General features: G+C 39.5%; 18 protein-coding genes. 11 read left to right on the forward strand and 7 right to left on the reverse strand.

The annotated features are described in order from the left end of the window. The first annotated feature begins 83 nt into the window (after positions 1–83). Positions 84–2,183, forward strand: a complete 2,100-nt coding sequence (locus MKI85_RS06665; protein WP_241626179.1) for a TonB-dependent receptor — start codon at positions 84–86, stop codon at positions 2,181–2,183. A gap of 229 nt (positions 2,184–2,412) precedes the next feature. On the opposite strand, the gene MKI85_RS06670 is transcribed toward MKI85_RS06665, so the two are convergent. The 4 genes from MKI85_RS06670 to MKI85_RS06685 all read right to left on the reverse strand — a co-directional run bounded on the left by MKI85_RS06670 (position 2,413) and on the right by MKI85_RS06685 (position 6,168). Continuing rightward, positions 2,413–3,291 (reverse strand): copper resistance D family protein, encoded by an 879-nt coding sequence (locus MKI85_RS06670; RefSeq protein WP_241626180.1) that lies wholly within the window; start codon positions 3,289–3,291, stop codon positions 2,413–2,415. 63 nt (positions 3,292–3,354) lie between these two features. Next, on the reverse strand, positions 3,355–3,735 hold the full coding sequence (locus MKI85_RS06675) for a copper resistance CopC family protein (RefSeq protein ID WP_241626183.1): 381 nt from the start codon (positions 3,733–3,735) through the stop codon (positions 3,355–3,357). 383 nt (positions 3,736–4,118) lie between these two features. Beyond that, a complete protein-coding gene (locus MKI85_RS06680; protein WP_241626184.1) occupies positions 4,119–5,495 on the reverse strand; it encodes a heavy metal sensor histidine kinase in 1,377 nt (458 codons plus the stop codon). Then, entirely contained in the window at positions 5,485–6,168 is a 684-nt protein-coding gene (locus MKI85_RS06685) for a heavy metal response regulator transcription factor (protein ID WP_241626186.1), read from the reverse strand. The genes MKI85_RS06680 and MKI85_RS06685 overlap by 11 nt, the downstream gene beginning before the upstream one ends. A 149-nt stretch (positions 6,169–6,317) precedes the next feature. Here MKI85_RS06685 and MKI85_RS06690 point away from each other — a divergent pair, with 149 nt between their 5' ends. Continuing rightward, the gene (locus MKI85_RS06690; protein ID WP_241626188.1) at positions 6,318–6,617 is read left to right on the forward strand and encodes a hypothetical protein; all 300 of its coding nucleotides are present in this window, start codon (positions 6,318–6,320) and stop codon (positions 6,615–6,617) included. Between the two features lie 148 nt (positions 6,618–6,765). Here MKI85_RS06690 and MKI85_RS06695 read toward each other — a convergent pair whose 3' ends face one another. Next, positions 6,766–7,464, reverse strand: coding sequence for a DUF1826 domain-containing protein (locus tag MKI85_RS06695; protein WP_241626190.1), 699 nt, complete (start codon positions 7,462–7,464; stop codon positions 6,766–6,768). A 274-nt stretch (positions 7,465–7,738) separates the two neighbouring features. On the opposite strand from MKI85_RS06695, the gene MKI85_RS06700 reads away from it, so the two are divergent. Then, complete coding sequence (locus MKI85_RS06700; RefSeq protein ID WP_241626192.1) at positions 7,739–8,446, forward strand: SDR family NAD(P)-dependent oxidoreductase; 708 nt, start codon at positions 7,739–7,741, stop codon at positions 8,444–8,446. Positions 8,447–9,242: 796 nt separating this feature from the next. Further along, positions 9,243–11,255, forward strand: coding sequence for an AAA family ATPase (locus tag MKI85_RS06705; RefSeq protein ID WP_241626194.1), 2,013 nt, complete (start codon positions 9,243–9,245; stop codon positions 11,253–11,255). A 177-nt stretch (positions 11,256–11,432) separates the two neighbouring features. Here MKI85_RS06705 and MKI85_RS06710 read toward each other — a convergent pair whose 3' ends face one another. Then, complete coding sequence (locus tag MKI85_RS06710; RefSeq protein ID WP_241626196.1) at positions 11,433–14,912, reverse strand: indolepyruvate ferredoxin oxidoreductase family protein; 3,480 nt, start codon at positions 14,910–14,912, stop codon at positions 11,433–11,435. 201 nt (positions 14,913–15,113) lie between these two features. Here MKI85_RS06710 and MKI85_RS06715 point away from each other — a divergent pair, with 201 nt between their 5' ends. After that, the gene (locus MKI85_RS06715; protein ID WP_241626198.1) at positions 15,114–16,052 is read left to right on the forward strand and encodes a LysR family transcriptional regulator; all 939 of its coding nucleotides are present in this window, start codon (positions 15,114–15,116) and stop codon (positions 16,050–16,052) included. A gap of 450 nt (positions 16,053–16,502) precedes the next feature. On the opposite strand, the gene MKI85_RS06720 is transcribed toward MKI85_RS06715, so the two are convergent. Then, a complete protein-coding gene (locus tag MKI85_RS06720; RefSeq protein ID WP_241626200.1) occupies positions 16,503–17,441 on the reverse strand; it encodes a LysR family transcriptional regulator in 939 nt (312 codons plus the stop codon). Between the two features lie 135 nt (positions 17,442–17,576). Between MKI85_RS06720 and MKI85_RS06725 the strand changes: the two genes are divergently transcribed. From MKI85_RS06725 to MKI85_RS06755, 6 genes are all read left to right on the forward strand, one after another. Beyond that, positions 17,577–18,005, forward strand: a complete 429-nt coding sequence (locus MKI85_RS06725) for a DMT family transporter (RefSeq protein ID WP_241626202.1) — start codon at positions 17,577–17,579, stop codon at positions 18,003–18,005. Between the two features lie 11 nt (positions 18,006–18,016). Further along, the gene (locus tag MKI85_RS06730; protein ID WP_241626204.1) at positions 18,017–18,484 is read left to right on the forward strand and encodes a DMT family transporter; all 468 of its coding nucleotides are present in this window, start codon (positions 18,017–18,019) and stop codon (positions 18,482–18,484) included. Between the two features lie 384 nt (positions 18,485–18,868). Then, positions 18,869–19,690: a hypothetical protein gene (locus MKI85_RS06740; RefSeq protein WP_241626207.1), complete on the forward strand. Its 822-nt coding sequence runs from the start codon at positions 18,869–18,871 to the stop codon at positions 19,688–19,690. Between the two features lie 64 nt (positions 19,691–19,754). Then, a complete protein-coding gene (locus MKI85_RS06745; RefSeq protein ID WP_241626209.1) occupies positions 19,755–21,407 on the forward strand; it encodes a nitrite/sulfite reductase in 1,653 nt (550 codons plus the stop codon). After that, complete coding sequence (locus MKI85_RS06750; RefSeq protein WP_241626211.1) at positions 21,407–21,811, forward strand: CidA/LrgA family protein; 405 nt, start codon at positions 21,407–21,409, stop codon at positions 21,809–21,811. Before MKI85_RS06745 ends, MKI85_RS06750 begins: the two co-directional genes overlap by 1 nt. Beyond that, on the forward strand, positions 21,804–22,514 hold the full coding sequence (locus MKI85_RS06755; protein ID WP_241626213.1) for an LrgB family protein: 711 nt from the start codon (positions 21,804–21,806) through the stop codon (positions 22,512–22,514). The genes MKI85_RS06750 and MKI85_RS06755 overlap by 8 nt, the downstream gene beginning before the upstream one ends. Positions 22,515–22,704 lie beyond the last annotated feature (190 nt).

Below are 22,704 nucleotides of genomic sequence, written 5' to 3' on the forward strand. Positions count from 1 at the left end.
TCTTCTCATCAATCTGATCAAACAGCTACGCAGTATTGAATTAACCCCTTATTCAAGTTTAAAAAAATTTTAGGTTTTTATTCATGGCGAAGTTTGTATTTCATCCACTGACCTTAGGTATTTTACTGGCTCAATTTTCAATGGGCACAGCTTCTGCTGCTGAAACCACTGAGAACAATACAGCACAACTCGCAACCATTACTTTAACTGCTGAGAAGCAGGATGAGCGCCATACTTCATCTCAGGCGATTACCCAGTTTAACCATGACTTATTGGAAGTGCCATTTACCAAATCACATGTCTCAAATGAAGATATTCAAAATCATAATGTTCAGCGTGTGAGTGATGCGTTGTCCTTGGTGAATGGTGTAGTTTATCAAGACAGTTATGGTGGTGGATTTTGGGATAACTATTCCTTCCGAGGCTTTAGTACCGACCCCAATATGGGGACAATCTACATGCGTAATGGGCTCAGTTCCGTGAGTGGTATTCATACCCCTAGAGATATGATCAATATTCAAGCAATTGATTTCCTGAAAGGACCAATGGCCGCGATGTATGGGCAGGGCGCGATTGGAGGCATCATGAACATTACCACCAAACAGCCCGAATGGCAGAACAAGAATAGTTTAAATCTAAGTGGCAGCACCTTAGAAGAATACCGTGCTGCTGTGGATACTACAGGTGCAATAAATCAGGATGTGGCTTATCGCCTTGGATTGGCTTATGAAAATAACCAGAGCTTTCGCAATCAAGTCGATAGTGAACATTATTATATTGCCCCACAACTGGCTTGGAAGCTTTCGGAGCAAACCCAGTTGAATCTGGATACCGAATTTGCAGAATCCCAAGGGGTATTTGATCGCGGTATCCCAATGGTCAATGGTCAGTTCACCTTGAATAAAAAAACCTTTTTAGGTGAACCGAGTGATGGTGATATTGAGATCAAAGATCAAATGTATCAATTACGCCTAAATCATGAATTTAATGACAATTGGAATAATACGACTGCAATTACCTATAGTCATGGAGAACGTGCAGGAACATCGACCGAAATCTCGTCTATTGCGCCAGATGGAAAAACCGCAAACCGTTTCCGTCGCTCACGACAATTTGAAACCGATACCAGCGATTTTCAGTCGATTTTACGAGGCAAGTTCGATACGGGATCGATTCGCCATGAAATAGTTACAAATCTAGAAGCTAGTCACTATACCATTGATCAGTTACAACGCCGAAGTGCAGCAGGGACATCCAGTCAGATAGATATCTACAATCCTGTGTATGGTCAGAATATTCTTCCTTTAACCCGCATTACCAAAGACAGCAAAGAAACGCAGGATATCTTGGGCTTTAATCTTCAAGATCAGATTTTTCTCAATAATCAGTGGAATGTATTGATTGGTAGTCGTTTCAATCGCTTAGAACAGCAAATTGAGGATCATCGTACAGGAAACTCATCCGAACAGGCATTTACACCGTTTACACCTCGTGCAGGGATTAATTATCAACCCACTGAAAAACTTTCTTTTTATAGCAATTGGGGCAAGGCATTTGAGTTAAATACAGGCTTGAATAAAGACAATGAGCTGTATGACCCTGAAAAAACTGAAAGCTGGGAAGTTGGAGGCAAGTATCAGTTCTTGGCAAAAAGCTGGTTAGGCTTAACCTATTTTGATCTAGATAAGCAGCATTTACTCACGGAAGGTATTAGTGATAGCTATGTCGATAGTGGTCGAGTGCAAAGCCATGGTCTTGAGTTCGAGTTACAACATCAGTTCACAGATCATCTACGTGTCAATGCCAACTATACCTATACCGATGCTTCAATTGTAGAAAGTGAAGTTGAAGCAAAAGGTGCCAGACTTAAAAATATTCCAAAACATACTGCTAATTTAAGTGCAGATTATCAGTTTAGTCTGGTGGGGCATGAAGCAGGTTTGATTGGCAATGTAAATTATTATGGCAAACGTAGTGCAAACTATATCGACAATGGCACAAGCTTACCTGAATTTACTGTGGTGAATCTTGGAGGATATGTTCAAGTACATCCAGATTTACGTGTCCAGTTGAATATAGAGAATCTATTCGATCGAGACTACTACGTATCTAGCTATACCAACAACTGGGTACAACCCGGTGAACCACTGAAGGCAACAGCAACCATTCACTGGGCATTCTAAGCCGGCATGAGTTTAGGTTTTATACCAAACTGGCTCATTGTTATGACTTTCAAATCACTAGAATGAATGACTTGGAGTAATCACATCAATTACTCCAAGTATCATGAATTTTGCGACTTTAATACGACATTTTTCTATTGTTAATTTAAAACTTATCAATGAGGTAGCACTAAGGTTCTAGCGATCATTTTCAATAAAAAAAAGTCAACTCCATTTCATCTAGGAATTACTATTCAAGACCAACTACTGTGGTGATATAACCTGTGGTGAATAGGATGGAAAGACCCAGAAGCATTTCCAAACAGATGGCATAACTTAATTTTTTCGCAAATTTGGGATCTTGCAAACGAGGAGTGAAGTACCATTTGTTAAAGGCCGCCAATAATATAATACTGAGTACCAAGAGGATTTTAATGATAAACCCCTGTCCATAAGCAGTGCTGAGGAGGGTATTGAAATCTTGTACAAGCAACAGCACGATACTGATCCCACAAGTCGCTAGTATCGCGACAATTACCGCGGCAATTTGACCAAACACGTGCATGCGCTCTTTTAATGGCAAACCATGAATTAAGGTGCTGGTTTTCCATAAAGGATAGAGTGATCCCATCCATAAAGACATCGCGAATACATGCAGTGATAACAACAAGTGACCGAACCGGTCTAAATGGGTGACATGTCCAAGTTGAGAAAAACTGAACAGAATGGGGAGAATCAATAAACCTATAACAATGGCTTCAACATTAGAAATTGGACGTGCTTTGCTTAGTTTAATGATCATCAACAGAAGGATGAGGGCAAAGCTGATAGACCGAATCATGTAAGCATGCCCGATCGGGGTATTTATGAGCAAGGAGATGTAGTTGCTATCCCACATACCCGACAGACCACTATTTGAAAAACTGCCGATGAGAACAAAAAATCCTAGAACACTCGTCACTAAACCTAAGCCTGCGCCAAGCGTGATGTATTTAAGGAGCATTTGCTGAATATTGGTATAACGTTTAAGTAGATACGAGCAGAATAACCCACCTGTCACAAATGCAACGCCAAGATATAACATGCCTTTGACTAGCCATGATAAATAGTCCCAAGTTTCAGCAACCATATTCTTCGTCCTTGCAACGACATCATGTCAGCCAAAGATTGACATGATGTCCATTGAGATTTTTTATTTTGGTGATTTTAGCGTGAAATTATATTCACCACTCATGTGATGACCATCCATGCCCATGGTGGTCCAGATCACAGTATATTTGCCTGATTTTAGTTTTGGCAGAGCGACTTCAAATGATTTTTTTAAGTCATGATTGACTTGGTAATTTAGCGCGATCGTTTTACTTTGCGCATCCTTCAGCTTGACGTTCATTAACATCACTTCGCTGCCAAAGTTCAGTCTTAAACTGTTAGGCTGGCTTGCAACAGTAGCATTGATGGCTGGATTTGCGCTTTCAAGACTCACATGGGCTAAAGCACTTGAAGAGGCAACCACTAAACTTGCACCCAAAAGCATATTACGTAAGGCATTTGTTGTACGTTGAGAGAAAATCATGTCCTCATCCTTTTAAAACTATCAGGGGTTAAGCAATGGCTTAATCAAGCTTCTCGGCTTGGTAAATTGCTCATCACCTTTTTCTCTATTATTCAGGATCTAATGAAACGCCTCGATGACTTCAAAATTACATTTTTGTCATTTTCGGTGGTGGACAGGGAACTGAGTACACTTTGCGGAACCCTATAGACTTGTAGATCAAATAGATAAAATTTTGTTATTACAATACTTTTTAAAATGAGTGCGTAGAAAGTGTCTAAATTCTCTTGAAAGGGAACCTAACCATTCAGGTTTATCAAGCCATTTCCTGCATGATTGTGAACAGCTTCTTCGGACATTCCTGTGAGAATAAGGAATGTCTAAAAAGCAAAAACAGCAACGCGTTAATTTTTAAAGGTGATTGTAAAAATAATATGTCCGTTTTGATAATCGGCTTGGATGGTTGCTCTATGTACATCAAGAATAGATTTAGTAATAGCCAGTCCTAAGCCTGTCCCTTCTTCAACGCGCTGTCGAGATGCATCGGTGCGATAAAACCGATCGAATAGCCGACTCAACTGTTCTTGTGATAAAGGGGGGCATTCATTTTCAATTTTAAAAATTGTGGTCTCTGTGTTTTGCTCGCAGTTGATGTTAATGGTGGAATCTGGCTTACCATATTTAATCGCATTCGATAGCAAATTACTCAGTGCACGGCGCAGCATTAACGGATCACCCTGTACATTGGCAGAACCACTTTGGCTTAAAGACATATTTTTTTCAGCAGCGATTGCATCATAAAAGTCAAACAAAGCGGCAACTTCTTGTTCTAAATTCACTTGTTGTAAATTGGGTAAATGTAATCCATGCTCTGCTTTAGCAAGAAAAAGCATATCCGAAATCATACGGGCTAAACGTTCAAACTCTTCTAAATTTGAAAAAAGAACTTCCTGATAAGTCTGAATATTTCGGCTACGCGATAAACAAACTTGTGTTTGAGTCATCAAGTTGTTAATTGGCGTTCGAATTTCATGTGCAAGATCCGATGAAAAGTCGGACAGTTTTTCCACCGCTATTTCTAGTCGATCTAGCATCTCGTTAAAAGCGATGGCGAGTGATCTCAATTCGGTTGGAGTATGGTCGACTTCTAAACGTTCAGACAGATGTTGGGCTGAAATACCTTCTGCAACTCTTGCCATGTTTTGAACAGGGCGAAGACCTCGCCATGCAGCAAGCCAACCAAAGAACATTAAACAGAGTGTACCGACTAAGCCTATATAAAGTAGCTGTTGTCTAAAATTATTTAAAAAATGTAGATGTTCAGAAGTATCTACCCCAACAATAATTTGAGCTGATGGAACCATAAGATTTTGCTCAAAAGATTTCTTATAGACCAGCCCACGATAGACTTTATTTTGATTCCGCCATTCTACCCATGTGTTTTTGGGGGACTTGGTGAGCACTTTAGAATCAATGACGGTCGGTGCCGAACTAAAGATAATTTCCCCAGAGGGGCGCTCAATCTGAACGATTAAATCATGATGACCAACTAAGGCATCTTTTAAATATAAATTGAGCTCTTGTGCACTAGAAGGATTTTGAGCCAATAAGTTTTCAACCAGTTGAATTTTGCCCTCTAACTGCGTTCTGTCTTGCATTTCAAAATGATGCATTACAAGTTGATGAATGACCAACCCCATAATCATTAAGATAATAATAGTGGAAATGGAAAAGACGAGTGCAATACGAAAGCTGATTGCATTCAACAATTTATGAGTCATCTTCTATCTCTAGCACATAGCCCATACCACGTATGTTCTGAATCAGTTTAGGGCTAAAGTCACTGTCAATTTTATTTCTTAAGCGTTTAATCGCGACTTCGACAACATTGGTATCGCTATCAAAGTTCATATCCCAGATTTGCGATGCAATCAGCGCTCTAGGTAGGATTTCTCCACGCCTACGCATAAATAATTCCATCAGTGCAAACTCTTTTGCCGTCAGGTCAATGCGTTGTCCCGCCCGTGTGACACGCCGTTTACGCAGATCAAGCTCAAGATCCGCAATGGTAATAATATTGCTGTCTTCTTTTTGTTGCCCGCGCCGCAGAAGACTTTTTATTCGAGCCAGTAATTCGGCAAAAGCAAAAGGTTTGACCAAGTAATCATCTGCACCTAAATCTAAACCTTTGACTCGATCTTCAATTTGATCACGAGCAGATAGAAACAGAATCGGCATGGTTTTACCACTTTTTCGGATATCTTGAATGATGCTCCAACCATCTAGTTTAGGTAACATCACATCCAAAATAATCAGGTCATATTCTTCAGAAAGCGCTTGATACTTGCCCGATAATCCATCTGTGACCCAGTCGGTAATATAGCCTGCTTCAGTCAACCCTTGCTTCAGGTAATCCCCAGTTTTTTGTTCATCTTCAACCAATAAGATTCTCATAGACAAAATCCCATATCACACCTGACTATCATAATAGCGTGATAAATAGGTGATTTTACGTAGATTACAAAAATGTCATTTTCATGTCACTTAGATGTTTATCACTCAGGGATATGTTAGGGGAAGAAAGTTAATTTTTGGAGCAAAAAATGAAAATGATGTTTCGCTGTGGTTTAACCACTTTCATGTGTGTTGGTGCTTTAGTGATGGGTACCCAATCTTGGGCAGCGGAGGCTAAGCCTGCAGTAGCTCAAACTCCAGCCAAGGCTAAAATGCAGGAGAAATGCCCAGAACCGTGTGATATGAAAACTATGGAGAAAATGCAACAAGACCATAGCCAACATACCCAAATGGCAGAGATGTCTGAGATGGATCATTCTAAAATGATGGACATGGATCACTCAAAAATGGACCATTCTAATATGAATCAATCCGCTCCAAAAAAATAAGGGTTGAAACAATCCGTTTTGAAACAAAAAGAGCATCAAAGTTGATGCTCTTTTTACTTTAAGCTGGTCAAAGGCTTTTATTTATAGATTTAGATCATGCCCTTTGATCTAATAAAAATAAACTTCATTTCTAAGTAATGATAAAAATTCAACAAATCAAGAGCAGTCTATACACGCCATCCTTTTCAATAGGTGCTCTATGTACACAAGGTAGGACTTGCTGTGTTGGATGATCTACTGCCAAGCGCCAAAGATGTCCTATACCTAAATTTATAGGTATGGCATTGGGTTTAGGTTGATAATGTAAATCAAAGAAATACTCTTCAAGGAAAGCTTCAAATTCAGCTTCTGAACCCTCATGTAATTCTTTGAGTTTTTCCCTTATTTCTGGAATTGAAATTTTTTGCTCGACCTGATCATTGGGCAAAATATCACTTGCTGCACCATGATAAGTACATAAAAAAGTATCCGTAGCGATGGGAGAACGATCAACATGATACGAATAGACATCGGTTGAAATGAAATCTAGTTCGTCATCTCGTTCGTAACATTTCAACAAATTAAGTGAAGGAGATGCTCCAAAATCAGTTAATAACTGAATATCACTTAAGAGAATGTCCCTCGCCAAATTGCCTTTTTCTGAAAGTTGCAGTGCTAAAAGGTCATCAACAGATATTTCGGTCATATTTTCTTTTAATTCAAGTTTAGCTACGATCTCTTGAAAATCGCCAACTAAATTTCTAGACCAACAAATCGCATTCATGGTTCCTTGGAAAGGTGAATTCACGAGTTCAGAAAAGGTAGAAACTACCTTAACTTGCTTATTGTCAGAAAACGAATTCTTCATACTAGCATTAAATCAATCATCAACCGTGCGGGATAATATACCCATACTCAACATTTTAGAAATGGAAATAACGAAAGAATACATGAGTGCTTCTAGCAAAGAGGCTAGATTGATAAAGACGTATTGTCATCCTATTTTTTTATGAAGAAAAATAATCCAGTGCATGAAACACTTGTTAAGATCAGATAGCGTCTAAAGGTTTGATGCCTGTAAATGACTTCAACCTTTAAAGGTGTTTTTTCACCATGAAATAAAGAATGAATAGGAACATTTTATGTCTAATGAAAATAAACGTGCAATTGTGGTGGGGACTTCAAGAGGGATTGGTTTAGGGCTGGTGCGTGAGCTACTCAATCAGCATTGGAGTGTAATCGCGACTATCCGAGATATAACCCAAGTGCCTGCCGATCTGAAGCAACTGCTTTCAGAGCATCCAGACAAACTAGAATTGGCTGAGTTAGATTTAAGCAATGTACAAACTGCGGACAGCATTATCAGTAAATATCCTGAGCATTCCATTAATCTATTGTTGGTTTCTGCGGGTATTTTAGGACCAGAACATCAACGCGTGGAGCAGTGTACCCCAAATGAAATTGCGAATCTGTTTTGGGTCAATAGTATTGCACCTGTAACCATTGCCAGAAAGTTCCTTCTTCTAATGAAAGCAAACAGCGTAATTGCATTTATGAGCTCAATCATGGGCAGTATTACTTTAAACGAAGATGGCAGTATGGAATTGTATCGTGCCAGTAAGGCAGCACTGAACAGTATTACCCGTGGCTTTGCACAAAAGGAGGCAATTCCTGCGCAAATTGGTGTTCTAAATTTACATCCAGGTTGGGTTCAAACTGAAATGGGTGGCAGCCTTGCACCTGTAACTGTGAAAGAGAGCACCGCAGGAATTGTAAGTTTGATAGAAGGCTTTCTTGGTAAGACTGAACAAAAGTTTATTGATTTTCAGGGGAATGAAATGGCGTGGTAGCCATATTCTTAAATAATAACAGTCCTCTCATGATTTGAAGGGCTGTTGAGTAGACAAGTCCGATAACCATTTAAAAATAAATGCACTGTGTTTTGAATATTGTCTTGCAATTGTTCTATCGTGGGTAAGTAGAACTCATCTCTGAACAAATAGTAATGCCCGAAAACACACAATTGAATAAATTAAATGGTTGCTGTAGCCACCTTTTCAAGGTGATGACCCTCTTGTTGATTGAGTTTCGCTAAAAACTCTTCAACGTGCTGCGGCTCTGCATCAACATGATGTATTTTCCAATGTGCAACACTATAGCTTGGTCAACTATGGTTGGCGCTCAGAAGTTTATTCGGATGTGAATAATTCAATTTATTCTAAAATTCTAAGTTATGGCGTGTTAAATCTAACCACAGGAATTCGTATTCCATATGGCAAAAATGATGTCGATTTATCACTCTGGGCAAAAAATGCCTTGTATATTCAAAATATATATAAGGCATTTAATTGTGAATATCCAAGAAGCCAACAGAGATAATAAAAATAAACTTATCAAACACTTATATGGAATATACAAATATTTTTAACTGTTTGAATATCAATTTTTTGTACCTAAATATATTGAAAATTGCATAGCTGACTATTTCATGTGATTCTATGCCCGAATGGCTTTTTTGCTTAAAACAGATGAATGACAGGCAAGAAATTGTTTTTTCTCAGGAAAATCAATTACGTTCTTTTTTTTGTCAAGAACTCAAAAATTTGAGTATTCATTTGTATGTAAAACTTGTGGGTGATGTGTTGTATGAAGAAAATTAAAGTGTTGCTGTCTAAAGTTGTTAAGCAATTGAAGACGTATTTATTGCATATTTTACTTTTCTGCTTGATATGTGCTGGCTTAGCAGTCGCTTATAATAGGACTGTGGTTAAAAATGAAAAACTAGCTGAACAGGCACAATACTATAATTTGAAAACTGCGGATGATCTGTTCAAGTTAAACAGTGCAGAATTAGCCAATACAACAAAATTCATTGTTGTTAGCCCAATCTCTTATTCAAGTAAAGCAATCTTTGTGAAACAAAAAAATAAGAAAGAGATTACTGTCTATGAAGGTGTGAGCTATGAACTGTATTCAACGTATTTGAAAAATACTTTTGAGCCGTATTATTCCAAAAATAAGAATATCGATTGGCAATATACAGAAAGCATGAAAGATATTCATAAGCGACTTGGTGTTCCAAAAGATCCGTTGGTTGTAAAAGAACCCGCAGTTGAAGGTAGTGGCAGTGGTGCTTTGGGCACTGTAATTAACTTGGTCTTTATCGGCTTAATCCTCTGGGGCTTTATTTACTTTCAAAACCGTAGTTTGGCGACTTCTGCAAATCGTGTTGAGCCGAAAGACATCAAAGATGATTTGGATGATTTAGTTGGCCTGCAAGATATTAAGGCGGAACTACTACAAATCGAAGATATGATCCGAAATCAGGAACTTTACGCGCAGTACAATGTCACCAAAAAGTTCAATATCATGATGACTGGACCTGCTGGTGTGGGTAAAACCAAAATTGCTCGTTGTTTAGCAAAACGACTGGATATCCCTCTTATTTATCAATCCGCTGCAAGCCTGCAAAGTGGCTATGTAGGTGGTGGTCCAAAAGCTTTAAAGAACCTCGTAAAAAAAGCATCTACGTCAAAACGTGCGATCATCTTTTTAGATGAAGCTGAATCATTGCTTATGAGCAGAACACATTCAGGCGTGAAAGATTGGGAACGCGATACCATCAACGCATTGTTAGCACTTTTAGATGGTGTGAATACAACTAAATCTGAAATTATATGGATTGTGGCATCCAATATGGATGAACATAAAATTCAAATGGATGATGCAATGTTGCGTCGTTTCCATCTTAAAATTAACTTCCGCTTACCTAACTTTGAAGAACGTCGAGAGATTCTTTCCCGTTTAATCAGTAAGTTGGATAGTAACAAAGTAAGTACTGACCTAGACCTCAATAAAATCGCCAGTGTATCAAGTTCAATGAGTCCCGCTATTTTGGAAACTCTGGTTGGTCGTGCATCCTTAATTGCATTACAGGAGCGTACTGCGGTTTCTCAAGATATTTTAATGCAGGCTTTTGAGCGTGTTGCAGTGGGCTTAACTGACCGTGAAACCACAGCCAATATGCTAGAAAAACGCGTATTGATTGCACGTCATGAATCTGGGCATTTCATTATGCAGTTACACGAGGCTTTACTAAAAAGCAAAGGAGACTTAAAACATCTTCATGAACACATCGATGTCATCAAAATTTCTACTGAATCTGTCTCTAAAATGGGGGCATTGGGTTTTGTACTAAGTAAAGAAAAAGAGTTGAAGTTAGAATCTCTCTATGATTACGAGTTACAGATTATGCAGCTATATGGCGGGATGGTAAATGAAGAGCTTTACTATAACGCCGTTGGCGTGACCGCAGGCGCACATAATGATATTGAAAAAGTGACGCGCTTACTTAAAGTCATGATTGGAGAAGTTGGTTTTTATCAGGATTTCAAACTGAATTACTCAGTTTTAATGAAAGATAAAGAAATGAGTCCAGTACAATTAGACCTGATTGAACAACACTCGAAACGTCTTTATGCTAGTACGAAAATGTTGCTAGCGAATTTCATGGAGCTGACAAACAATCTATCGGATAAGCTCATCGAAAACTATGTACTTGAGATTGATGAGGCTTTGGTGATTGTTCGAAATTATTTCAATCTTCATCCAGAATTACTGGAATCTTATAAGTCGCATGACAAACTTAAAGTAGCATAAAGTAAAAATAAATAGCCCATATTAGATGGGCTATTTCATATGACTCAGTAAAAAAGTGGTTTAAGACCGCATTTACAATATTTACATGCATTAAATAATAAACCTCAAGTAGCTGAACCTAATCAATACAACCTCTGTGTGATCCTGTATCAGCTACTTATTTATCTAAACACTTTGCTATTCATTTTCTTTACGTAAACTCAATGCAAGTTCATCCCAACGTTTTACCGCTGTTTCCATCGCTTGCATTTTGATATGACCAAAACCGCGTACATCTGCAGGTAATTCAGCGATTTGTTTAGCGACAGCTAAGTCATAACTTTCAGGTGCAGCACTCATGTCTTTTACAAATGTGATATAACGATCACGCCAAGCATGTTCTCTTTGACGTTCTTGCTGTATAGCAAATGGATCAAGGAAAGTTTCTCGAAGCCATTGTAGACGAGCAAGTATCATCATCGGAATACGCATCCAATATCCGAAAGCACGTTTGTGTGTTGCTGCATTTGCACCTAGAACAGGTGGAGCAAGGTGATAGGTTAGACGTAGACCTTGACCAAACTGCGTTTCAATCGATTGTTTAAAGCTTTTTCCTGTAAGTAAGCGTGCAACTTCGTATTCATCTTTATACGCCATGACTCTATAGAGCTGTGTCGCAATTGTTGCCGCTAATTCTTCTGGCAATACTTTGGCAGCTTGTTCCACTAGAGTTCGATACTGCGTTGCATAATCTTGATTCCAGTACTCAACCAACCGAGCAGAGCGATCTTCAACTAATTCGGCTAAGGTTGTGGGTGTATGGGTTGCAGGTATCGTTGCAATAATGCGTTTTGCCAAGTCAGGGTCACTGATGAGATGACAACCGATGCGGAAAGCTTCAAGATTTTTTTCAGCAGCAGTGCCATTAAGATGGATTGCCTTTTCAATACTCTCACGCTTCAACGGAATCTGACCTAATTGCCAAGCCATGCCAAGTAAGATTTGATTTGCATAGATCGCATCACCCAGCACTTGAGAGGCAATACGGGTTGCAGGTACAGAGACGAGTTTTCCTTGTGTGGTTCGACCACGAATTCGATTCATCAAATCTGTTATTGGCGCATGCCAATCCCGAGACTCTAGGAAAGCCGAAGTAGGGGAAGCATCTTCATTGACGATGACAACAGCATCCGCTTTTAAGCGAGAAAGTGACGCATTACTCCCTGCGACAATGGCATCTGCACCGATTAAAACATCACATTGACTCGCAGGGATTTTAGTTGCAGAGATTTGATCATCTTCTCTAGCGAGTTGTACGTAGGAATAAACCGTACCGCCTTTTTGAGCAAGTCCAGCCATATCCATGATACGTGCAGCTTTACCCTCCAAATGAGCAGCCATGCCAAGTAAAGCACCTTCTGTAACTACACCTGTACCGCCAACACCACCGACCATGATACGGATTGGCTGTTGATCAAGCTCAGGAATAATCGGTTTTTCTGGCCAACCCGCTGCAATGCCTTTAAATATTTCTTGGCGTTTCATGTCGCGAGTATGTACGGTCACAAAACTTGGACAGAAACCTTCGACACAAGAGAAGTCTTTGTTACAAGTGCTCTGATTAATTTGACGTTTTGTTCCTAACGCTGTTTCAACCGGTTCGACAGATAAACAGTTCGATTTTTTAGAACAATCACCGCAACCTTCACAAATCTCACTATTGATAAAAACGCGCTCTGCAACGTCTGGATAAGCATTGCGTTTACGGCGACGACGTTTTTCACTGGCACAGGTCTGAACATAAATTAACGCCGTAACCCCAGAAATTTCACGTAATTTACGTTGCACATCATCTAGTTCGTTTCGATGATAGATCTCTACGTGAGGTGCAATGACTTCTTCTGCATGAATCAACTCAGGTTCATCCGTAACAATAACTTGTTTGGTGATTCCTTCAGCATCCAATTGTCGGGTTAACTGTGCCACGCTAAGATGACCATCGACATGCTGCCCACCTGTCATTGCAACGGCATCGTTATAGAGAATTTTGTAGGTGATATTGAGTTTTGCCGCGATTGCTTGGCGTATTGCTAGATAACCTGAATGGAAATACGTTCCATCGCCTAAGTTCGCAAAAATATGTTTTTCATTTGTGAAATGCGAAGCACCAGCCCAACTTACGCCTTCGCCACCCATTTGCGTGAACGTTTCTGTGCCATGATTCTGTAACACGGCAATATAATGACAACCAATCCCGCCTAATGCACGACTACCTTCTGGTAATACTGTGGATGAATTGTGGGGGCAACCGCTACAAAAGAAAGGTTTGCGTTCTGCAATATCAGAAGCACGCTGTGATTCTTGTTCTGATTTTTGTAGTAGCTCAACTCTATTTTGAATTTGGGTTTTTAAGCTTTCTGGAAGATCTAATTTTAAGAATCGAGCTGCCAGCATTTTTGCAATGGGCTCTGGTTGGTACTCAAAGTAACCCTTCAAAGGGGCTTCATCTACAGATGTACTCCATTCACCTTTGCCATCACAGGCTTTACCAATCACACGAGGGCGTTTGTCATCTGGAAGTGCATAGAGCTCATCTTTAATTTGTGCTTCAAGGATCGGGCGTTTTTCTTCGACAACAATCAGTTCTTCTAAACCTTCGGCAAATTCATGCAGACCTTGTGGTTCTAAAGGCCAAATTAAAGCAACTTGATAGACTCGGAGTCCGAGCTGTTGGGCTGTTTCACCTTCAATGCCTAGAATACGTAAGGCTTCAATAGTATCTAAATAGCCTTTACCACTGGCTGCAATACCAATACGTGCATTAGGACAATGCCAAGTGACCTGATTCAGTTCATTTTCACGGGCATAAGCCAATACAGCGGGTAAGCGATATTTATAAAGACGTTCTTCTTGTTGAATGCCGTGATCAGGCCAACGAATGTTGACTCCATCTTCAGGCATTGCAACATTTTCAGGTAATACAGGAGTCACCCGATCTAAATCGACATGAACAGAAGCAGAGGTTTCAACAATTTCACTGACCAATTTCATTGACGTCCATACGCCAGCAAAGCGTGACATGGCTACCGCATGCACACCTAAATCTAGAATTTGTTGTATTGAAGTCGGGTAAAAAATGGGAATGCCACAACCGATCATGACGTGTTCTGACTGGTGCGGAACTGTTGAGGATTTACAAGAGTGGTCATCCCCAAAAAAGGCAACCACACCGCCTCGTTCTTGTGTTCCTGCAAGATTGGCATGACGCAGAACATCTCCAGAACGGTCTACACCAGGACCTTTGCCATACCACCAAGAAGTCACGCCATCATATTTACCTTGACCTGCGAGATTGGCTTGTTGAGTACCCCAAATTGCAGTAGCAGCGAGATCTTCATTTACACCTGGTTGAAAAACCACATGATGGTCTTTGAGTATGCCTTCAACTTGCCAGAGAAAATTATCATAATTTCCGACAGGGGAACCACGATAACCAGAAATAAAACCAGCAGTATGATAACCGTTTAAAGTATCCCGCCGTGTTTGCGCGAGTGGTAAGCGCACCATAGCCTGAATACCTGTCATGTAAGCAGTACCGTCATCACTGAGATATTTATCTTCAAGTGATACATCCTTGGTTGGAATCTTATTTGGAGTAAATTTTGTCGCTATATTCATTTATTTCTCCTTGGAATTTTGTAGTTCGAGCTACTTTATTTTCTCAACATCCCGTTGAATATTTGGAGTAAATGACATACTTAGGAAAAAATTGATCAGTCTTTGTAAACAATAAAACTGCTCAATGTATGTACATTAATGTCATTGTGATTGATCCAGACTGGTGCAACAATGCGTAATTAAGCAAAAGATATTTACGTTATGCGCAAAAATCTTGATGGTGGATTACTCCATGCAATGCATGCTTTTCTAAAAGTGATTGATAGTGGAAGCTTTACTGCTGCGGCAGAGCAGATGGAACTGACAACAGCGCAAGTGTCTCGGCTCGTTAGCGAGTTAGAAGAGCGTTTAGGAACAAAATTACTACAACGAACGACCAGACAGCACGCACTGACCGATATTGGTGCAACTTATGCAGAACAATGCCGTCACGTGCTTGCAATGGTAGATGAAGCAGAAACTCAAGCCATGGGAAGGGCAACCAAACCACAGGGACGGCTACGTGTTTTGAGTATGGCAAGTTTCGGTCATCATTATGTGTCTCCAATGATGGCGGAATTCTGTCAAACCTATCCAGAACTTACAGTTGAATATCGTACTTCGCAGAATGTTCCAGATCTTTTAGGTAAAGGAATTGACGTCAGTCTGTATCTTGCTGAATCTTTGGCTGACTCAAGATTTGTTGCTCGCCAAATTGGAACCATATTTTCAGTACTTTGTGCATCACCAGCTTATTTAGAAAAATATGGTGAACCCAAATCATTAGATGATCTGCAAAAACACGCATGTTTGAGATTGGTGAATCCATCGATTACACCACAATGGCATCTGGTGAGTGAAAATAGTTGTTCCTATCAAATCGATATTACAGGACCATTAATTGCAGATTCACCAGAACTCTTACTGGATATGGTGCTACAAGACATGGGCATCGCATTGCTTCCAACCTTTACAGTGATTGAAGCTATACGTACTGGGCGGTTACATCGAATATTATCTGACTGGAGGTCACCAGATATTGGGGTCTATACCTTATTACCATCTCGTCATTTTATTGATGCAAAAACCAGAGCATGGTTAACGTGGGTAGAGCAGCATATTTCACCAAAAATTCAGAGTGATACAGAGTATTTTTTATAATGCTAATAGGCTCTTAAGATCACCATTAAATATAAAAGTAGATTTACCACAAACCTCAGTCCATAGAGTCGTACAGCTTTAAAAGTTAGAATGAAACTAAATAAAGTCAAGCGAATAAGCTAGAGCTGATTTCGTGGAAAATACTTGTTGGCCTTAATCAATATTCTTCCGTAGTGAGATACAGACCATCATGATGAAATAGATCAATTGAATTTTTTGTTCATCAAATGAGAAGGCAAATGATTTCGACATAACAAATATTATGTTCATTCACGTACTCAGTGTCATGAAATATGATAAATGATAAATGATAAATCATAAAACCAAGCCCAACCGCTTAGTTTTGGGCTTGGTTTTATACGATAATGTTATGGTTCATAAACAAATTAAAAGAAAATTGTTAAAGCCGTATAATTTTGATTTTAAATAAAATTAATACTGATACTTCAATCATTTTCCAAATTCAAGGATATTATCCCAGTAAGGAGGGGTTCCAATTTCCTTTAATATAAAATCAAGTACGGCTCTTACTTTTTGAGAACGAATTCTGTTTTCAGGAGAGACAAGGTGAATTCCAATAGAATGAGGATCAACTGTACCTATCCATTCAGGCAGTAAAGGAACTAATTTTCGGTTTTTGAAACTATCATGTTCAAAAATCCAAGTAGGAAATAGCACAATACCTCTTCCTTCTAATGCCGCTGCAACTAAGACATCTGCATTGTTACTCGTTAATGTACCTTGTGGTTCTAATACAATAGGTTTGTCATGATGTTCCTGTCGGAAGTACCACCGTTGAGTACCTAAAAGCCCCTTATAAACAAGGCATAAATGTTTTTTGAGATCTTCTGGTGAATCCGGTACGCCATACCGTTCAAGATATTCAGGACTAGCACATAATACGTACTGCTGATCACAGACTTTTCTCGCTATTAATGCAGAATCTGGTAATGAACCAATCCTTATCGCTATGTCGACACCTTCTTGTACAGGGTCAATGAATGTATCCGTTAGGATTAACTCTACCGATAAATCAGGGTATATCTCCTGTAATTTATTCACAATGCGGGATATATGTAGCCGTCCTAGTGCGACGGCTGTATTAATACGCACTAATCCTCTTACACCAGAACCCTTACCTGCAACCTGCTCGTTAGCAAAATCAAGAGTATCAAGTACATCCCTAATTTGGACATAGTACTTTTCCCCGATTTCCGTCAGTCGGACAGATCGAGTATTACGGTAAAACAGTTGCTGCCCAATTTCTTGTTCAAGCCCCGATATAAATCGGGACACAGAAGAGGGCGGAACTTTAAAGTGCTTTGCTGTAGCTGCAAAGCTACCTGTGGTTGCAACCATAACAAAATAACGTAGTGCGTTTAGTTGCATTCTTGGTCTGTTCCTAGAATGTTAGTTACGAATTAATTATTGTTATTATAGCAATTATGTTTTGATTAATTGCTTAATTGTGGCTTTTTAAACAAGTAAATACAATCTGCTCTTCTTTTTTTGTGGCAATAATGTATGAAGCAGTTATGGATTTTTCCATTAGTTGTTCTTGCGGGTATGGGACTCTCTGTCGAAGCGGGTTTGCTTGGACCACTGGGTGAAGAAATTGGACATATCTGGGCTACATTAGGAATTTTTGTAATAGGTTCCATTCTACTAACATTTGGTTTAATTTTCGGCCGTCCGCGACTTACTCTTCTATTTAAACAACCACGCTGGCAACTTGCTGGTGGAATACTCGGTCCCGTGTATGTGGTTTCCTTAACCATAGCGACACCTCACATTGGTGTCGGTTTAACGATGGTAGGCATTTTATTTGGTCAAATAGCCACCAGTCTTATTATTGATCATTGGGGCTTATTAGGCAGCAGTAAACGTGCTGTAGATAAATATCGTATTTGTGCACTAATTGCCATTTTAGCTGCATTGTGGCTTATTCAATAAGGAGTTTTCCCATGATTTACTTGATGTTATTCATTGTAATGTTTGGTGGCGCGGTATTGTGTGCCCAATCATCAATTAATGGACGCCTTGGCTCAGAAGTGGGGGTATTGGAAAGTGCTTGGTTAACATTTGTAATGGGTTCCATGGTTAGCTTTTTAATAGGTTTCTTTTGGGAGCCACACTATTCATTAAATTTATTTACTGCACCAAGATGGCAATTAACAGGTGCTTTTTTTGGTGTTACTTATATGCTAGTGGTCGTGTTTGCTATGCCTAGACTTGGTGCTGCTGCTACCACTGTGGCTGTTATTAGCGGGCAGTTACTTATGAGTGTTTTTATTGATAACTTTGGCTGGTTTAATAATTCTGTTATTCCTTTGGATGGATCAAGAATTGCTGCTCTTATGCTATTAGCGATCGCGCTATTTTTTATCTATAAAAGTAATGTTACAGCTAAAACTCAGCCAGAACTTCATTAGATAGAAAATAGAGCTGAATAGCCAAGTATTTTGTAGCTACTTTTTAGTTAGCTAAATTAGTGGGCCCAAATTGATAGGTCAAGATTCCGGATAAGATACCCATGGAAAATACGTCAGCAAAATTTTGATCCAGTATTTAAGCATCTTTATGTAAATCGGGTTTTGCGTACATCGCCATTTCCATTACTACCTACTTTGACTAATTATCCAGATTTTGCAGGACAGGGAATTCAAGAAGTAGGTACAAGAATACGTCATAAAAAATATAACAGAGAAAGTTGATAAAAATACTCTGTTATATTCAGACAGTGCGATTTTGTAGCTACTGCTGATTTGAAAAAGAATCAAAAATGTCTGAAATGAATAAATCTTGATGGTGCGGACATGTTTGTTACAGAGAGTCTGAATAGAATTCCTGAGCTTGTAGAGCAGGGTGCTTTTTCAGAAAAGTTGCAAAAGCAACTGATACAGAAATTTGTCAATTTAGAAGCCACCCTACTACGTGCAAAAGTATTACGTGAACTTTCCAAGGCGAAAGTCGATTATATCGTGCAGTCGGCCATTCAGCAGGAGCAATCAAGCTTAGCTTACTTGTTTTCGCCTTTTATTCTGGGAAATTTAAATCAAACCACCATCTATCATAGCCAAGCAAGCCTACCTGTACTGAATGTATTAAACCGATACTATCAGGCCGAGAAAAAACAGCACATCAAAATGGATGATGTTCTACAAGCCTTGAATATTTATTTAGACCTGCATGATACCGATTTGGATGATGTGGAATTTTTCTATTACGCTTTGCTGAAGGCCTTATGCAGAGCAGATGTCGCCCAGATTTATTTAATTACCCATTTAAAGCTTGATACGCAGAAAATTGCGGCAGTTGAACAGTTTTTTAAGATCAAAATTCATGTTATTGCAACGGATCCATTAGACAAAATCATGGACAGCGCTGAACTCGACATGCGTCAGTTAATGTTTAAACGCAAAGATCAAAGCTATACCGAATTGTGTGAAAGATTCTCCAATCTTAATGCGCAGTTGCTCTCTGTGAGTGGTCGTTATCAAAAACCTCAAGCCAAGCAACTGGTGGAAGATATGTTCTATGCAGAGCATATTTATGAAAAATTATCGGTCTATGCGGAGTATATGCAGACCTGTATTCAGAATGGTGTGTCAGGGCAGTCGGTAGCTTTATTCGCCTGATCCGCTTCACTCATCAACTTTAAAATAAACTTTTGAATTTACGTAATAAATAGATAGGTAGCATATGTTTTTATATAGTGACTTTGATCAAAATTTATTGAATCAGCGTGTTGCACAATTTCGAGATCAAACACAGCGTTATTTAAACGGAAAATTGAGCGAAGAAGAATATAGACCGTTGCGCTTACAAAATGGTTTATATATTCAGCGTTATGCACCGATGTTACGTTTAGCTGTACCCTACGGGCTTATGAATGCTCGACAACTACGAAAGGTGGCTGAGGTTGCACAGAAATATGATCGTGGTTATGCACATATTTCGACACGCCAAAACATTCAACTCAATTGGCCACAGCTTGAAGATGTGCCTGATATTTTGCAAGAACTGGCTACAGTACAAATGCATTCTATTCAAACCAGTGGTAACTGCATTCGAAATACCACCACAGACCAGTATGCCGGTGTAGTTGAAGGGGAATTGACCGATCCGCGTCCAACTTGTGAACTGATTCGCCAGTGGAGCACCTTTCATCCTGAATTTTCATTCCTGCCACGTAAATTTAAAATCGCAGTTTGTGCACACCCAGAACAGGATCGAGCTGCGACAACATTCCATGATGTCGGAGTGTATGTTGTAAAAAATGAAACAGGGGAAATTGGCTATCAAATTAAAGTAGGTGGTGGTTTGGGTCGTACACCATTAGCTGGGCATGTCATCAAGCAATTTTTAGCGCGTGAAGACTTAATTGCTTATTTAGATGCCATCATGCGCGTATATAACTTACATGGTCGTCGCGATAATAAATATAAAGCACGCATCAAAATTCTCGTGAAAGCATTAACTCCTGAGGGTTTTGCTGAAAAAGTTGAAGCTGAATTTGCCTATACTCAGACTCAGCTAAAAGTTCAGAAAAGTGTGTTAGAGCAAATGGATGCCGTATTTCAGCCATTTACATATGAAAACTTAGAACAGCATGATTTTGAAGCTTTATTCCAGCAGTATCCGAAGTTTAAACACTGGTTCAATATCAATACTCATCCACATAAAGTGGCAGGCTATCGCATAGTTACAATTAGTTTAAAAAGAGCTGGTGTAGCATCAGGAGATATGACTTCCGATGAAATGCGTTTAATTGCAGATTTAGCTGATCAATATACTTTTGGTGAACTCCGTACCACGCATGAGCAAAATATAGCCTTAACTGATGTGCGACAAAAAGATTTATTTGAACTGTGGCTAGTCTTGGATCGCGCCAATCTAGCCCGTGCTCATATTGGTTTTTTGACCGACATGATTTGCTGCCCCGGCGGTGATTTTTGTTCATTGGCGAATGCCAAATCCATTCCAGTATATGAAGCGATTGCTCGTCGTTTTGATGATCTAGACACTATATATAATTTAGGTAAGGTTGATCTGAACATTTCAGGCTGTATGAATGCATGTGGGCATCACCATGTCGGAAATATTGGTATCTTGGGTGTCGATAAAAAAGGTGCTGAGTATTATCAAATTACTTTAGGCGGGAATTCTAACCACGATGCATCTATTGGCGATATTTTAGGACCTTCTTTTCCAGCAGAAGATATTCCGGATGTGCTCGAAGAAATTTTGAATACCTATCTGGATCTACGTTTGGAGGATGAATCTTTTTTAGAAACCTACAAACGTGTTTCGATTCAGCCATTTAAAGAACGGGCTTATGCGGACATAAGCTAATGTTGGATATGCGAAATCAACTCAGTCAACTCAAAAGTTCAAGCTACCAAATCATCATCATTTTGATGGTCTGGGGCTGTGCTTATGGCTTGCAAAAGCTGCTGAGCTTGCCCGTGGCATCGGGTGTGTTGGGCTTCTTTCTGCTGTTATTTTTGCTTGAAATGAAATGGCTTAAATTAGCCCAAGTTGACTACGGTGCCGACCTTTTACTGGGTGAGTTGTTGCTGTTTTTTATTCCGCCTGTGGTCGGTGTAATTCAATATCAGAACTTATTGATGATCAGTGGTTGGAAAATACTGCTGGTGATTTTGATCAGCACAGCTTTGGTGATGATGGCTTCCGTCTATACAGTCAAGTTGCTCCTAAAGCATGAAGATCTAAATCAGGAAGGACAGTATGAGTGAGTTCTGGGGACTTTTTTACTTCGTTTGGACCGTACTGTGTTATTTCATGGCAAAGCGGCTCTTTGTTCGAACAAAAAAAATCTATTTATCTCCGATTATTGTCGTCCCAGTTTTGAGCATTGTGCTGATTTTTATGTTACAGCATCAGTTCCAAGACTATTACCACTACACACAGTATTTGGTGGCGATGCTTGGTCCCATCACTGTGGCTTTTGCTATTCCTGTATTTCGCTATCGCCGCATGATTCAGCAACACTTTAAGGTACTCATGCTAAGTTCTAGCCTCGCCATGTTGATGGGTATTTTGAGTAGCTGGTTTTTGGCCAGTCTGATGAATTTCGATGACATTGTGAAAAATAGTCTATTGGCACGTTCTATTTCAATTCCCTTTGCTTTGGTGCTGACTGAAAAAGTTGGCGGTTCAATCAGCTTAATTCCACTATTTACCGTGATTACAGGCTTGGTCGGCATGTTGTTGGGAGATGTTCTGCTGTTATGGATGCGGTTCAAAAACAAGATTGCTTCGGGGGCAGCATTGGGGAATGCCGCACATGCCATGGGGATTGCCCGTGCAAGACAACGAAATGAATTAGAAGGTGTGATTGCCAGCCTTTCTATGATTATTTCAGGAATCATCATGGTGCTATTTGCTCCCACAGCGATTGCACTGACGAAATACATCCTTGGTGCTATATCGTTCTAAAATCAACAAGGAGTCGCAAATGAATCCTATGTCAGCGGCGTTGGCGGTTGGGCTATGGGTATCTAGAATTTGTGTGGCTTCTACATTTGTAGTATTTGAAGAAACTTTATCTATTGCTTGAGCATATATTTGCTCATTTAATTTGAATCACTGTATAAATGAGCAAATATATTCTCATTTTTTTGGTTTT

The sequence above is a fragment of the Acinetobacter zhairuonensis genome, from assembly GCF_022601715.1.
Lineage (GTDB): Bacteria > Pseudomonadota > Gammaproteobacteria > Pseudomonadales > Moraxellaceae > Acinetobacter.